Origin of the sequence: Streptomyces aurantiacus, assembly GCF_027107535.1 — a bacterium.
In the GTDB taxonomy this organism is placed as follows: domain Bacteria; phylum Actinomycetota; class Actinomycetes; order Streptomycetales; family Streptomycetaceae; genus Streptomyces.
In genome coordinates this window covers 8,607,932-8,622,884 of the sequence record NZ_CP114283.1, presented here as the reverse complement: position 1 = coordinate 8,622,884, position 14,953 = coordinate 8,607,932, and the positions used below count along the sequence as shown (strand labels likewise).

The 14,953-nt window shown below is 72.4% G+C and carries 12 protein-coding genes; 9 read left to right on the top strand and 3 right to left on the bottom strand.

The window, feature by feature from the left end:
- Positions 1-47 precede the first annotated feature (47 nt).
- From O1Q96_RS40035 to O1Q96_RS40025, 3 genes are all read left to right on the top strand, one after another.
- Entirely contained in the window at positions 48-1,274 is a 1,227-nt protein-coding gene (locus O1Q96_RS40035; protein WP_269252775.1) for a helix-turn-helix domain-containing protein, read from the top strand.
- Positions 1,275-1,895: 621 nt separating this feature from the next.
- Positions 1,896-2,885, top strand: a complete 990-nt coding sequence (locus O1Q96_RS40030; RefSeq protein ID WP_269252774.1) for a malate dehydrogenase — start codon at positions 1,896-1,898, stop codon at positions 2,883-2,885.
- A 257-nt stretch (positions 2,886-3,142) separates the two neighbouring features.
- Positions 3,143-3,478, top strand: coding sequence for a hypothetical protein (locus O1Q96_RS40025; protein WP_269252773.1), 336 nt, complete (start codon positions 3,143-3,145; stop codon positions 3,476-3,478).
- Between the two features lie 30 nt (positions 3,479-3,508).
- On the opposite strand, the gene O1Q96_RS40020 is transcribed toward O1Q96_RS40025, so the two are convergent.
- Positions 3,509-4,396 (bottom strand): GNAT family N-acetyltransferase, encoded by an 888-nt coding sequence (locus O1Q96_RS40020; RefSeq protein ID WP_269252772.1) that lies wholly within the window; start codon positions 4,394-4,396, stop codon positions 3,509-3,511.
- A 226-nt stretch (positions 4,397-4,622) separates the two neighbouring features.
- Between O1Q96_RS40020 and O1Q96_RS40015 the strand changes: the two genes are divergently transcribed.
- The 5 genes from O1Q96_RS40015 (at position 4,623) to O1Q96_RS39995 (ending at position 11,878) form a co-directional block, all read left to right on the top strand.
- Complete coding sequence (locus O1Q96_RS40015; protein ID WP_269252771.1) at positions 4,623-6,134, top strand: aldehyde dehydrogenase family protein; 1,512 nt, start codon at positions 4,623-4,625, stop codon at positions 6,132-6,134.
- A 60-nt stretch (positions 6,135-6,194) separates the two neighbouring features.
- The gene (locus tag O1Q96_RS40010) at positions 6,195-7,724 is read left to right on the top strand and encodes a GMC family oxidoreductase (protein WP_269252770.1); all 1,530 of its coding nucleotides are present in this window, start codon (positions 6,195-6,197) and stop codon (positions 7,722-7,724) included.
- Positions 7,724-8,938, top strand: coding sequence for a quaternary amine ABC transporter ATP-binding protein (locus O1Q96_RS40005; protein WP_269252769.1), 1,215 nt, complete (start codon positions 7,724-7,726; stop codon positions 8,936-8,938). The genes O1Q96_RS40010 and O1Q96_RS40005 overlap by 1 nt, the downstream gene beginning before the upstream one ends.
- On the top strand, positions 8,938-10,881 hold the full coding sequence (locus tag O1Q96_RS40000; protein WP_269252768.1) for an ABC transporter permease: 1,944 nt from the start codon (positions 8,938-8,940) through the stop codon (positions 10,879-10,881). The genes O1Q96_RS40005 and O1Q96_RS40000 overlap by 1 nt, the downstream gene beginning before the upstream one ends.
- 112 nt (positions 10,882-10,993) lie before the next feature.
- A complete protein-coding gene (locus O1Q96_RS39995) occupies positions 10,994-11,878 on the top strand; it encodes an ABC transporter substrate-binding protein (protein ID WP_269253912.1) in 885 nt (294 codons plus the stop codon).
- Between the two features lie 121 nt (positions 11,879-11,999).
- On the opposite strand, the gene O1Q96_RS39990 is transcribed toward O1Q96_RS39995, so the two are convergent.
- Positions 12,000-12,725, bottom strand: a complete 726-nt coding sequence (locus tag O1Q96_RS39990) for an isocitrate lyase/PEP mutase family protein (RefSeq protein WP_269252767.1) — start codon at positions 12,723-12,725, stop codon at positions 12,000-12,002.
- A complete protein-coding gene (locus O1Q96_RS39985) occupies positions 12,722-13,255 on the bottom strand; it encodes a carboxymuconolactone decarboxylase family protein (RefSeq protein WP_269252766.1) in 534 nt (177 codons plus the stop codon). The genes O1Q96_RS39990 and O1Q96_RS39985 overlap by 4 nt, the downstream gene beginning before the upstream one ends.
- A gap of 47 nt (positions 13,256-13,302) precedes the next feature.
- On the opposite strand from O1Q96_RS39985, the gene pdxR reads away from it, so the two are divergent.
- The gene (gene pdxR, locus O1Q96_RS39980; RefSeq protein WP_269252765.1) at positions 13,303-14,730 is read left to right on the top strand and encodes a MocR-like pyridoxine biosynthesis transcription factor PdxR; all 1,428 of its coding nucleotides are present in this window, start codon (positions 13,303-13,305) and stop codon (positions 14,728-14,730) included.
- Positions 14,731-14,953: the final 223 nt, after the last annotated feature.

Sequence of the window (14,953 nt, the reverse complement as noted above, 5' to 3'; positions counted from 1 at the left end):
CACGCGCGGGAAAAGCCAGCACGTACGGGGGAAAGAGGGGGGTAGCAATGCCTCGTTGGAGGGCCTTGCCGGATGAACTCGATCCGCAGGTCAGGGAGTTCGCCAGTCAGCTGCGCCGACTGGTCGACCGCGGCGGACTGAGTATCGCCGCCGTGGCCGACCGCACCGGATACAGCAAGACGTCCTGGGAGCGGTATCTGAACGGCCGGCTGCTCGCGCCCAAGGGCGCGATCGTGGCGTTGGCCGAGGTGACCGGGACCAATCCCGTCCATCTGACGACGATGTGGGAGCTGGCCGAGCGGGCCTGGAGCCGCTCGGAGGCACGCCACGACATGACCATGGAGGCGATCCGGATCTCCCAGGCGCGCGCCGCGCTCGGAGAGTTCGGACCGACTCCCGCCAAGGGGGGACGGAACGGCAAGCAGGCGCGCGCCGGGGGGAGCACGACGGCCGCGCCCACGCCGGGTGTGGCGGGCCCCGCGGGCGTGGCGCCCACGGTGCCGCCGCAGAGCCCGGTGCAGGGCGACGAGCGCAGGTCGCCCTACGGGGCCGGTGCCGGCGGCGACGCGGGCTCGGGTGCCGGTACGGGTGTGCGTAGTGGCGGGTGGGGAGTCGTCGCCACACCTCCGGGATCGTCCGGGGCCGCAGGGCCCTCGGGCGCCGGTGCCTCCGGCCGCGGACCGTCGGGAGCCTTCGGGCCGTCCGGTTCCGCGGGTCCTTCCGGTCCGGCCGGGGGTCCGCCTCAGGACGCGCGGCCGCAGTCGGGCGGTTCGCCCGACGGGCAGCGGCGCAAGCGCCGGCTCACCATGTTCCTCGCGGGGGTCGTGGGCGCGCTCGTGGTGATAGCCGCGGCCGTGTTCCTCACGAACTCCGGCGGGGACGGCAAGGACAAGAACGAGGCCAGGCCGACGCCGAGCCCGACAGTGAGCAAGGAACTGCCGGCCGGTGTGGAGTGCAGCGGGGCGGACTGCGCGGGCAAGGACCCGGAGGAGATGGGCTGCGGCGGGACGCTGGCGCAGACCGTCGAGAAGGCCGTCGTCGGCACCGCCCAGGTCGAGGTCCGCTACAGCGAGACGTGCGGCGCCGCCTGGGCCCGCATCACGGCGGCCGGCCCCGGTGACACGGTCCGGATCTCGGCGGGCTCGGCTGCCGCCCAGACCGCCGAGGTCGACACGGACACCGACGCCTACACCCCGATGGTCGCGGTGAAGAACGCCACCCAGGCCAAGGCCTGCGCCACGATCCAGGGGGCCCAGGAGGGGTGCACGAAGTAGCCATGGGGGGTCTCCGCTGAACGCGGTCCCTGTGTCGGGCGCCCGGCTCCTCCGAGCCGGGCGCCTGCTTTCCTTCCGAGGGCGTGCGGACCGCGTGACCGGTCCACGAAGGCCCGCGCGTACCCGCCGGTCCGAGCCGTCTGCCGGCTTTTCGAGCCCACCCGCCCGAGCGTGCCGTCCGAGCCCGGCTCCGATCCGCCGGGGCGGGCCCGCCCCGGCCATCGGGCGGCCGCCCGCAGGAATTCGGCCGTAACAGGAATGGCCGGCTCCTGTCGGGGCAGGCGGACCGTACCCCCACGGGAGTCCGGCGTTGTCCGGCAGGGCGTACAGCCCGCCGACCGGCACCCCCACCTGGCGGCCGTCGGCCCTCTCTCCCGGATCGACGGCCGCCATTTTCTGACCCGACGAGGCGGGATCGTGGCCAGGGCCCGGCCTTGTGGGGTGGGCCACATCGGACCCGGCCGTCCGGGATCCCGGATGCGCGATAGCCTGACCGCTGGATCTCTCTTGACGCCAAGAGATCGATCATCGGTACCGGTGATCGATCATCGCGGCGACGGGCGGGGATTCCGTACCCCGGGGCAGGGACGCCCCACCGACAGCTGTCATACGGAGAACGCCATGACCCGCACTCCCGTGAACGTCACCGTCACCGGCGCGGCCGGCCAGATCGGTTACGCCCTGCTCTTCCGCATCGCCTCCGGCCAGCTGCTCGGCGCGGACGTGCCGGTCAAGCTGCGTCTCCTGGAGATCACGCCGGCGCTGAAGGCCGCCGAGGGCACCGCCATGGAGCTCGACGACTGCGCCTTCCCGCTCCTTCAGGGCATCGACATCACCGACGACCCGAACGTCGCCTTCGACGGCACGAACGTCGGTCTGCTCGTCGGCGCCCGCCCCCGTACCAAGGGCATGGAGCGCGGTGACCTCCTCGAGGCCAACGGCGGCATCTTCAAGCCCCAGGGCAAGGCCATCAACGACAACGCCGCGGACGACGTCAAGATCCTGGTCGTCGGCAACCCGGCCAACACCAACGCCCTCATCGCCCAGGCCGCCGCCCCGGACGTACCGGCGGAGCGCTTCACGGCGATGACGCGCCTGGACCACAACCGCGCGCTCACGCAGCTCGCGAAGAAGACGGGTTCGACGGTCGCGGACATCCAGCGCCTCACCATCTGGGGCAACCACTCCGCCACCCAGTACCCCGACATCTTCCACGCCACGGTCGCCGGCAAGAACGCCGCCGAGACCGTGAACGACGAGAAGTGGCTGGCCGAGGAGTTCATCCCCACCGTCGCCAAGCGCGGCGCGGCCATCATCGAGGCCCGTGGCGCCTCCTCCGCCGCCTCGGCCGCGAACGCCGCCATCGACCACGTCCACACCTGGGTCAACGGCACGGCGGACGGCAACTGGACCTCCATGGGCATCCCGTCCGACGGTTCGTACGGTGTCCCGGAGGGCCTCATCTCCTCCTTCCCCGTCACCACGAAGGACGGGTCGTACGAGATCGTCCAGGGTCTGGACATCAACGAGTTCTCCCGCGCCCGCATCGACGCGTCGGTGAAGGAGCTGGAGGAGGAGCGCGAGGCGGTCCGCGCCCTCGGCCTCATCTGAGCACCGTTCGCCGTCCGAACACCGTTCTGCCGCTGATCCCCGGGCGCCCGCCCGGGGATCAGTGCGTTCCGTCCCCGACGACGAGTGCGGCCAGATCGAGGAACGCGCGCGTGCACCGTCGCGTCGAGCAACCAGTCGGAACTGCCGTGGCACAGGGATCAGCCGGTCGGTGAGGCCGGGGCGGACGGCTGGGCCGTCGGCTCAGAAACTGCTCAACTGCCTTGCTCCGCGGGGAGACGCCCGTCGAGCATGGCTCCATGTTCGGACGATCCAGGGAACAAGACCTTCACGTCCTCGTCCTGCGGGACGCCGACGTCATCGCCGCGGCCGTTCGCCGTGCGCTCGAGGAAGCCTCACCGGAGGAGCGGCCCGGGCTGGAACGGGCGGCGGCGCTCGTCGAGCGGGCCGCCGCGACTCCGGACGCCGGTCTGCGGGCCCGCTGGGTGCGGGAGCGGATGGAGGCGGCCGGGATCACGGACTCGTACGACTCCGTCCACGCGATCAAGGCGCTGCGCCGGGAGGCACCGGGGCTCTCGCTCCTCCAGGCCGTGCAGATGGCGAAGGAGGCGGAGGCGGTGCGCTCGGCCGAGTAGGGGGTCGGGCCGACCGCCCGGCGGCCCGGGTCAGCCGCGCAGCCGCTTCTCGAACCAGTACCCGGCGTGCGGGTTGTCGTCGTACGCGGGAATCTCGGCGTACCCGCTCGTGCGGTACATCGCCGCGGCCTCCGTGAGGACCGCGTGCGTGTCGAGGCGTACGACGTGATGCCCGCGCCCCGCGGCCGTGCGCTCCAGGTCGGTCAGCAGCCGGCGCCCGAGGCCGAGTCCCCGGGCGTCCGGATGGATCCAGAGGTGCCGGATCTCGGCCGTCCCGGCGTCGAGCGCGCACAGCGCCCCGCAGCCGACGGCACGCTCCTCCTCGTACGCGACGAGGAGGACGGCGATCTCCTCGGGTGGTACGAGGTCCGCCGTGTCGTATCCCTCCGGGAACCGCTCGTCGAGTTCGGCGGCGAACCCGGCCAGGCAGGCGCGTGCGTCCGCCGACACGGCGTCCACGGCCCTGACCTCGACGGCGGCCAGCCGCAGCAGCCGCTCGGCCACCGCGACCGCCTCGGTCAGCCGCCCGCGCTGCTCCGCGCTCAGCCCGCGGAGCAGGCCCTCGGCCAGCCCGTCGGCCCGTCTGTTCTGCTCCGCGAGCTCCGCCCGCCCGGTCTCCGTGAGCTCCGCGAGTCGCAGCCTGCTGTCCGCCGGGTGCACGGTGACCCGCACGAGTTCCTGCCTCTCAAGCGCGCGCACCATCCGGCTCAGATACCCGGCATCCAGCCCGAGCCGGGTTCTGAGCTCCTTCAGTGACGCCCCCGCCCCGATCTCGAAGAGCAGCCGGGCCTCACCGAGCGGCCGGTCCTGCCCGAGGTAGTGATCGTCGAGCACGCCGATCCGGCGGGTGAAGTACCGGTTGAAGCGCCGCAGGGTCCTCACCTGCGCCGCGGACACCGACGCTGACTTTTGCCTCATGGTTCTTTGACTTTAGTCAAAGGAAAGCGAGGTGTCCATGGGACTGATTCATAGCGGTCGTCTGTCAGTTTTTAGCCTTGTTTCGACTGATTTTTCAGTGATCCCGCGCACTTCTCGTCACGAGGTGTGCATGCATTCCGGACTTGGGGGCATGTGCTCACGGCCCCCGAGAGTGACACGCGTGTGACACAGGGGCACCGCTCAGGAACGGAAGGCAACACCGATCATGTCGGGACACCAGGCGCAGCAGACGATTCATGTGGGCGGAGAGTGGCGTGCGGCCGCCTCAGGAGCCACACGGGACATCCTCGACCCGGCGGACGCGAAGCCGTTCGCCACGGTCTCCGAAGGCGGAGTGCCGGACACCGACGCAGCCGTCGAGGCCGCCCGGCACGCCTTCGACCACGGAACGTGGCCACGGACGCCCGTCACGGAGCGGGCCGCCCTCCTGCGCCGTGTCGCCGACCTCCTCGTCCGTGACCGCGAGCGGCTCGGGCTCCTGGAGAGCCGGGACGCCGGCAAGACGCTGGAGGAGGGGCGCGTCGACATCGACTGCGTCGCCGACGCCTTCCGGTACTTCGCCGACCTCGTCGTCGGAGAGGGCGGCGGGCGGGTCGTCGACGCCGGCTCGGACGACATCCACAGCGTCGTCGTGCACGAGCCCCTCGGCGTCTGCGCGATGATCACCCCCTGGAACTACCCGCTGCTGCAGGCCAGTTGGAAGATCGCACCCGCGCTCGCGGCGGGGGACACCTTCGTCGTCAAGCCCAGCGAGATCACTCCGCTGACCACGGTCGCCCTGATCGAGCTGCTGGTCGAGGCCGGGCTGCCCGCAGGAGTCGCCAACATCGTCACCGGCCCCGGGCACAGCGTCGGCGCCCGCCTCGCCGAGCACCCGGACGTCGACCTCGTCTCCTTCACCGGCGGTCTCATCAGCGGCACGAAGGTCGCGCAGGCCGCCGCCCTCACCGTCAAGAAGGTCGCCCTCGAACTCGGCGGCAAGAACCCCAACGTCGTCTTCGCCGACGCCTGCGCCACGGAGGAGGGCTTCGACACCGCCGTCGACCAGGCCCTCAACGCCGCGTTCATCCACAGCGGCCAGGTCTGCTCGGCGGGCTCCCGGCTCATCATCGAGGAGTCGGTGCGCGACCGCTTCGTCACCGAACTGGTGCGGCGGGCCGAGCTCATCCGCCTCGGACGCGGCACCGAGGAGGGCGTCGAGTGCGGGCCGCTCGTCTCCGCCGAACAGCGCGAGAAGACCGAGGCCTACGTGGCCGCCGCCCTCGCGGAGGGAGCGGTGCTGCGGACCGGCGGCGCCCGTCCCGAGCCGTCCGCCGTCCGCCCCGCCACCGGCTACTTCTACGAGCCGACCGTCCTCGACCAGTGCCACCGCGACATGCGCGTCGTACGCGAAGAGGTGTTCGGGCCCGTCCTGACGGTCGAGACCTTCCGCACCGAGGACGAGGCCGTCGCACTCGCCAACGACACGGAGTACGGACTCGCCGGAGGCGTCTGGACCGCCGACGCGGGCCGCGCCCGGCGCGTCGCCGGACGGCTGCGGCACGGCACCGTCTGGATCAACGACTTCCACCCCTACCTTCCGCAGGCGGAGTGGGGCGGTTTCGGCAAGAGCGGCGTCGGGCGCGAGCTCGGACCCGCCGGGCTCGCCGAGTACCGCGAGACGAAGCACGTGTACCAGAACCTCGCACCGAAGCCGGTCCGGTGGTTCGCGGGCTGACCCCCCGGCCCCGCCCCCCTCCAACCCCCCACCGCACAAGGCACCTTGGAGCGCCACGCCATGCCCGAAAATGAGAACACGTACGACTACGTCGTCATCGGCGGCGGCACCGCCGGATCCGTCATAGCCTCCCGTCTCACCGAGGACCCCGACGTCACCGTCGCCGTCATCGAGGGCGGGCCCAGCGACGTCGACCGCGACGACGTCCTGACCCTGCGCCGCTGGATGGGCCTCCTCGGTGGGGAACTGGACTACGACTACCCGACGACCGAGCAGCCACGCGGCAACTCGCACATCCGGCACAGCCGTGCCCGTGTCCTCGGCGGATGCTCCTCGCACAACACCCTCATCGCGTTCAAGCCGCTGCCGTCCGACTGGGACGAGTGGGAGGCGGCGGGCGCCGAGGGCTGGGGCGCGGCCCCCATGGAGACCTACTTCCCGCGCCTGCTCAACAACATCGTCCCGGTCGACGAGAAGGACCGGAACGCCATCGCCCGCGACTTCGTGGACGCGGCGCAGTCCGCGCTCGGCGTACCGCGCGTGGAGGGGTTCAACAAGAAGCCGTTCACCGAGGGCGTCGGCTTCTTCGACCTCGCCTACCACCCCGAGAACAACAAGCGCTCGAGCGCGTCCGTCGCGTACCTGCACCCCGTCATGGACCGGCGGCCCAACCTCCACCTCCTCCTGGAGACCTGGGCCCACAAGCTGGAACTGGACGGGACCCGGGCCCGCGGTGTGCACGTCCGCACGAAGGACGGCGAGGAACTGCTCGTACGCGCCCGCAACGAGGTACTGCTGTGCGCCGGCGCCGTCGACTCGCCCCGGCTGCTCATGCACTCCGGCATCGGACCGCGCGAGGACCTCGAAAAGCTCGGCATCCCCGTCGTCCACGACCTGCCGGGCGTCGGCGAGAACCTCCTCGACCACCCCGAGTCGGTCATCGTCTGGGAGACCGACGGGCCGATCCCCGAGAACTCCGCGATGGACTCCGACGCGGGCCTCTTCGTGCGGCGGGACCCCGAACAGGCAGGCCCCGACCTGATGTTCCACTTCTACCAGGTCCCGTTCACGGACAACCCGGAGCGCCTCGGCTACGAACGGCCCGCGCACGGCGTCTCGATGACCCCGAACATCCCCAAGCCGCGCAGCCGCGGCCGGCTGTACCTGACGAGCGCCGACCCGGCCGAGAAGCCCGCCCTCGACTTCCGTTACTTCACGGACGAGGACGACTACGACGGCCGCACCCTCGTCGACGGCATCAGGATCGCGCGCGAGATCGCGAAGTCAGAGCCCCTCGCGCACTGGCTCAAGCGCGAGGTGTGCCCCGGACCCGACGTCACCGAGGACGAGGAACTCGGCGAGTACGCGCGGAAGGTCGCCCACACCGTGTACCACCCGGCGGGCACCTGCCGCATGGGCGCGCCGGACGACGAGCTCGCCGTCGTCGACCCCGAGCTGCGCATCCGCGGTCTGGAGAACATCCGGATCGCCGACGCCTCCGTCTTCCCGACGATGCCCGCCGTGAACCCGATGATCGGGGTGCTCATGGTCGGCGAGAAGTGCGCGGACCTGCTGGGAGGTGGTGCGTGATGAGTACGTCCACCGCCCCCGCGCCCACCGCCGACGAACGCACGGGCGACGAGCCCGTCTTCTCCGTCGACGGCCTGTGGAAGGTCTTCGGCCCCAAGGCCGACCGGATCCCCGGCGACCCCGAGCTCACCTCCCTCACCGCCGCCGAACTCCGCTCCCGTACCGGCTGCACGGCCGCAGTCCGGGACGTCAGCTTCGATGTGCGCAAGGGCGAGGTCTTCGTCGTCATGGGCCTGTCCGGCTCGGGCAAGTCCACCCTCGTACGCTGTCTGACCCGGCTCATCGAGCCGACCGCCGGCACGATCGTCATCGACGGCGAGGACGTGCGCGCCATGGACAAGGCCCGGCTGCGCGAACTGCGCCGCCACCGCGCCGCCATGGTCTTCCAGCACTTCGGCCTGCTGCCGCACCGCACCGTGCTCGACAACGTCGCGTACGGCCTGGAGGTCCAGGGCGTGCCGAAGCGCGAGCGCCGGGAGAAGGCACAGGAAGTCGTCACGAAGGTCGGCCTGGAGGGCATGGAACAGCGGCGGCCCGGCCAGCTGTCCGGCGGCCAGCAGCAGCGCGTCGGACTCGCCCGGGCCCTGGCCGTGGACCCCGAAGTCCTGCTGTTCGACGAGCCGTTCAGCGCGCTCGACCCGCTCATCCGGCGCGACATGCAGGAGGAGGTGATCCGGCTGCACAGTGAGGAGGGCCGCACGATGGTCTTCATCACCCACGACCTGAACGAGGCCCTGCGCCTCGGCGACCGGATCGCCCTCATGCGCGACGGCCGCGTCGTCCAGCTCGGCACGCCCGAGGAGATCGTGGGCTCGCCCGCCGACGACTACGTACGCGAGTTCGTCCGGGACGTGCCGCGCGAGCAGGTCATGACGGTACGCAGGGCCATGCGTGCCGCGTCCGCGCAGGAGGCCGGCGAAGGCCCGGCCCTGTCGCCGGAGGCCACGGTCTCGCAGGCCATCGAGGCGGTCGCCCGCTCGGGCCAGACGGCCCGCGTGGTGGACCGGGGCCGCTGCCTCGGAGTCGTGGACTCGGACGCGCTCCTGGAGGTGGTGGCGGGCACGGACGGGCAGTCCACGGGACCGGCCACCGAGCCGGTCTCCGCCACCACCGGACCGGCCGACCCCGCCCACCGCGGATCGCCCGCCCACGCCGGATCGCCCGACCCCGCCCACGACGGATCGGCCGGACCGGCCCGCGAGGGGGTGGCCTGATGGCCACCGTCACCGCACCCGCTCCCCGGACCGCCCTGCCCGGCCTCCTCAAGCACCCGGCCGCCGGCAAGCTCCTCCTGCTCGCCGTCGCGGCAGCCGTCCTCGTCCCGCTGGCCGACGCCCGCTGGGCGAGCGGCGCCTGGCCCAACGCCCTCACCGTCGACCTCTCCGAACCCCTCGGCAGGGCCAGCGACTGGATCATCGACAACCGTGACAGCCACCCGCTGTTCCTCTACTTCTTCGGATACGTCTCCAACGCGGTCGTCCTCTCCGTACGGGCCGTCTACCTCGTCCTGCTCGCCGCGGGCTGGGCGGGCGTCACGGCCGTGGCCGCGCTCGTGGCCTGGCGGGTCGCCGGAGTGCGGCTGGCGCTCGGCACCGCCGTCGCGTTCCTGACCTGCGGGCTGCTCGGCATGTGGGTCCCCACCATGCAGACGCTCGCACTCATGGTCGTCGCGGTCCTCGTGTCCGTCGGGCTCGGCGCGCTGCTCGGCCTCGCCGCCGGACTCTCCGACCGCACGTACCGCGCGCTGCGCCCCGTGCTGGACACCATGCAGGTGCTCCCGGCCTTCGCGTACCTCCTGCCGGTCGTCCTCGTCTTCGGCATCGGCGTCCCGGCCGCGGTGCTCGCCACCGTCGTGTACGCCGCCCCGCCCATGGCCCGCCTCACCGCGCTCGGACTGCGCGGCGCTGACGCCGGAGTGATGGAGGCCGTCGAGTCCCTGGGCACCACCGCCCGCCAGCGGCTCCTCACGGCCAGGCTGCCGCTCGCCCGCAAGGAACTCCTGCTCGGCCTCAACCAGACGATCATGATGGCCCTCTCGATGGCCGTCATCGCGTCCGTCATCGGCGCGGGCGGCCTCGGAGACCGCGTCTACCAGGCACTCGCCTCGGTCGACGTGGGCGCCGCCCTCGCCGCGGGCATCCCGATCGTGCTGCTCGCCGTGGTCCTCGACCGGGTGACGTGCGCGGCGGGGGAGGGGCTCGGCCAGAGCGGTCCCCGCTGGACCGGCTGGGCCTACGCGGCCGTCGCGGCACTGGCCGTCGCGGTCGCCGGACGCCTGACCGGCCGGCTCGACTGGCCCGAGACCTGGGTCGTGGGCATCGCCGAGCCGGTGAACCGCGCCGTCGACTGGATGACCGACCACCTCTACTCCGGCGTCCCCTACGTGGGCGGCACCGCCGACTGGGCGGCCCACTTCACCACCTGGGTCCTGGACCCGCTGCGCGACGGCCTGCAGTGGCTGCCCTGGTGGTCGGTCCTGCTGATCGTCGCCGCGCTCGCCTGGCTGATCGGCACCTGGCGCACCGCCCTGACCGCGGTCCTCGCGATGGCCGCGATCGGCGTGCTCGGCGTGTGGGAACCCTCCCTCGACACCCTGTCGCAGGTCCTCGCGGCGGTCGCCGTCACGCTCGTCCTCGGCTTCGGCACCGCCGTCGCCGCGGCCAGGAGCGAACGCTGCGAGCGGCTCCTGCGTCCCGTCCTGGACGTCTTCCAGACGATGCCTCAGTTCGTGTACCTCATCCCCGTCGTGGCCCTCTTCGGCGTCGGCCGCGCCCCCGCGGTCGCCGCGGCGGTCGTCTACGCGCTGCCCGCCGTCGTCCGCATCACCACGCAGGGCCTGCGCCAGGTGGACCCGGCGGCCATGGAGTCCTCACGCTCCCTGGGCGCGACGAGCTGGCAGCAACTGCGCCAGGTCCAGCTGCCGTTGGCCCGCCCCGCCCTGCTGCTCGCCGTGAACCAGGGCGTCGTCCTGGTCCTCGCCGTCGTCATCATCGGCGGCCTGGTCGGCGGCGGAGCGCTCGGCTACGACGTCGTGTTCGGGCTCGCCCAGGGCGACCTGGCCACCGGCCTGGTGGCCGGCGCGGCGATCGTCTGCCTCGGCCTGATGCTCGACCGGGTGACCCAGCCGACGGACCGCCGAACGAAGAAGGGAGCCTGAGATGCGTACACGCACGAGCGGTGGTAGCCGCACGACCGGTGGTACGCGACTGACGGGCGCTCTGGCCGTCGGCTGCTCCCTGCTGGTGCTGACCGGCTGCGGAGCCGCCGACATGACCAAGCAGGCCTCACCCTTCGCCAACGCGCAGGGCTCGAAGACCGTGACCCTGTCGGTGCAGTCCTGGGTCGGCGCGCAGGCCAACGTGGCCGTCGCCCAGTACCTGCTGGAGCACGAACTCGGCTACCGCGTCGACACCGTCCAGGTCGACGAGGTCCCCGCGTGGGACGCCCTCAGCCAGGGCCGGGTCGACGCGATCCTGGAGGACTGGGGCCACCCCGAGCAGGAGCAGCGGTACATCAAGGACAAGAAGACGATCGAGGACGGCGGCGGCCTCGGCGTCACCGGACACATCGGCTGGTTCGTCCCGACGTACTTCGCCAAGCAGCACCCCGACGTGACGAACTGGAAGAACCTCAACAAGTACGCCGACCAGCTGCGCACCGCCGAGAGCGGCGGCAAGGGGCAGCTGCTCGACGGCTCGCCCTCCTACGTCACGAACGACAAGGCCCTGGTGAAGAACCTGGACCTCGACTACCAGGTGGTGTTCGCCGGTTCGGAGGCGGCGCAGATCACCCAGATGCGGCAGTTCGCCAAGGAGAAGAAGCCCTTCCTCACCTACTGGTACTCGCCGCAGTGGCTGTTCAAGAAGGTGCCCATGACGGAGGTGAAGCTGCCCGCCTACAAGGAGGGCTGCGACGCGGACCCGGAGGCGGTCGCCTGCGCCTATCCGCACACCCCGCTGCGCAAGTACCTCAACTCGGACTTCGCGAAGTCCGGTGGCGAGGCCGCCGCCTTCCTGGAGAAGTTCAAGTGGACGACCGAGGACCAGAACGAGGTCTCCCTCATGATCGCGGACCAGAAGCTGTCGCCGGAGGACGCGGCGCAGAAGTGGGTACGGGGCCATGAGTCGACGTGGAAGTCCTGGCTGGCCGGATAGCCCTCACCGGCCGCCGACCGATGGCCGCCGACCGATGGCCGTCGGCCGAGCAGCCGTCACCGGACGGGCAGACCCGCCGATGTCCGGGCCCTCATGACCGGGGGCCCGGACATCAGTGCGGTCACAGTCGTCCGGCGATCTCCCGGAGCGCCGCGGCCGCCGCGCGCTGGAGGCCCGGCCCGTAGGTGATGCGGGTCGCCCCCAGCTCGCCCCACTCCCGGGCGGAGAGCCCGTCCGGCGTCGCCGACGCGTTGACCGGGCCCTCGACGCCCGCCCGCAGCAACGGGAGCACGTCCGCCGGCACACCGATCGGGTACACGCAGTCGGCGCCGGCCGCGACGTACAGCGCGGCCCGCTCCACCGCCGGTCCCGGATCCGCGATCCCGCACGCGAACGTGTCGACGCGCGCGTTGACGAAGAGCCCGTCGCCCGCGGCCGCCCGCACCTCGGCGAGCCATTCCGCGTGCCGGGCGGGGTCCCGCAGGACGCCGGCGCGGGAGTCCTCCAGGTTGCAGCCGACCGCGCCCGCGTCGAGGAGCCGTTCCACCAGCTCCTTCGGAGCGAGCCCGTAGCCGTCCTCGACGTCCGCGGACACCGGCACCTCCACGGCCCGTGCGATCCGCGCGACCGCAGCGAACATCTCGTCGGCGGGCGTGGCCCCGTCCTCGTACCCGAGCGACGCCGCGACCCCGGCACTGGGCGTGGCGAGCGCCGGGAACCCGGCATCCACGAACACACGGGCGCTGGCCGCGTCCCAGGGGCCGGGGAGGACCAGCGGGTCACCGGGGAGGCGGTCGAGGTGCAGCGCGCGGAAGACCGCGGCCTTGCCCGCCGACGCCCCTGTCACTTGTACTGCCCGGCCGTGTAGTGGCCCGGCGTGAGGCGGCAGGTCACACCGAAGCGGTTCCAGGCGTTGATCACCGTGATCGCGGCGATCAGCTGGGAGAGCTCGGCCTCGTCGAAGTGCCGGGCCGCCGTCTCGAACACCTCGTCCGGGACGAAGCCGTCCGTCAGGACCGTCACGGCCTCGGTCAGCGCGAGCGCCGCGAGCTCCTTCTCCGTGTAGAAGTGCCGGGACTCCTCCCACGCGCCGAGCTGGACGATCCGCTCGACGCTCTCGCCCGCCGCCAGCGCGTCCTTCGTGTGCATGTCGAGGCAGAACGCGCAGTGGTTGAGCTGCGAGGCACGGATCTTCACCAGCTCCTGCAGGACCGGGTCGAGCCCCGCCCGGGCCGCCGCGTCGAGCCGGACCATGGCCTTGTAGACCTCCGGCGCGAACTTGGCCCATTCGAGCCGGGGGGCCTCCTCGGAGGCGTAGGGGGTGTCCTTGCGGGGGCCGCCGTGCGCGGCCCCGGTGGATGTCTGCGTGGTCGTCATGACGTCGACCCTACGAGCGGAGTAGCCCAGGAGTATGGTCCATTTCCATGGCTGGATCTTGGGCCACTTTCGGTGTGGACCTGCATGTCGACCTGTCGCGTACCGGCTCCGGCCTGCGCAGAGGCCTCACGGACGCGTTGCGGGAGGCGGTGCGCGGCGGGCGGCTCGCGCCGGGTACCCGGCTGCCGTCGTCGCGCTCCCTCGCCGCCGACCTCGGCATCGCCCGCAACACGGTCGCCGACGCGTACGCCGACCTCGTCGCCGAGGGCTGGCTCACCGCGCGCCAGGGCTCGGGCACCCGCGTGGCGCAACGGCCGGTGCCGGTCCCTGCCTCCGCCGCCCGGCGGCCGCGCCGGTCCTGGGGGCCCGCGTACGACCTCGTCCCCGGCACCCCGGACCTCGCCTCGTTCCCGCGCGCCGAGTGGCTCAGGGCGTCCCGCCGGGCACTCACGGCGGCACCGAACGAGGCCCTCGGTTACGGGGACCCGCGCGGCCGTGTCGAACTGCGCACCGCCCTCGCGGGCTATCTCGCCCGGGCCCGCGGCGTACGCGCCGACCCCGAACACATCCTTGTCTGCTCCGGGTTCGCCCACGGGCTGATGCTGCTCGGAGCGGTGCTGCGGCAGCGGGGCGCGCGGGCGCTGGCGGTGGAGTCGTACGGGCTCGACGTGCACTGGGGCCTGATCGAACGGGCGGGGCTGGGTTCGGTGCCTCTGCCCTTCGACGAACTGGGCACGCGGACCGCCGAGTTGTCCTGGCTCGGCGCGATGGGCGGCGGCCCGGGGGGCGCGGGAGGGGCGGTGCTGCTGACGCCCGCCCACCAGTTCCCCATGGGCGTGCCGCTGCACCCGGACCGCCGTGCCGCGGCGGTCGACTGGGCGCGCCGCACGGGCGGGCTGATCCTGGAGGACGACTACGACGGCGAGTTCCGCTACGACCGGCAGCCCGTGGGCGCACTCCAGGGCCTCGACCCGGACCACGTGGTGTACTTCGGCACCGCCAGCAAGTCCCTCGCCCCCGGTCTGCGCCTCGGCTGGCTGGTCCTGCCGCCGGCCCTGGCTTCCGAGGTCGCGGCTGCGAAGGGCGGGGCCGACTGGTCGTGCGGCGTCCTGGACCAGCTGACGCTCGCGGAGTTCATCACGTCGGGCGCGTACGACCGTCATGTACGGGCCTCCCGCCTCCGCTACCGCCGTCGCCGCGACCAGCTCGTCGCGGCCCTGGCGGCCCGCGCTCCGTCGGTCACGGCCACCGGCATCGCGGCCGGATTTCACGCGGTGCTCCGGCTCCCGCCCGGCACCGAGCGGTCGGTGGTCCGCGCGGCCGCCTGGCACGGCCTGGCCGTCCACGGCCTCACCAGCTACCGCCACCCCGCGGCCACGCCCCCACCACTGGACGCCCTGGTCGTCGGCTACGGCACCCCCTCGGACAGCAGCTGGCCAGGAGCCCTGGAGGCACTGTGCGGGGCTCTGCCGTGACGGGGCGGGGTGCGGGTCGGTGCACATGGGTGCCGCTGGCATCGGCACGGCCAGTGGGCAGGCGCGACTGATGGAGCGAGGGGCCGACGGGGCTGATGGAACGAGGGGCCGACGGGGCTGATGGAACGAGGGGCCGACGGGGCTGATGGAGCCAAGGACCGAGGGGGCTACGGGCCTGATGACTGGCGAGCCTGTGCACGGTCGGACCAGGCTGCTGCTCCGC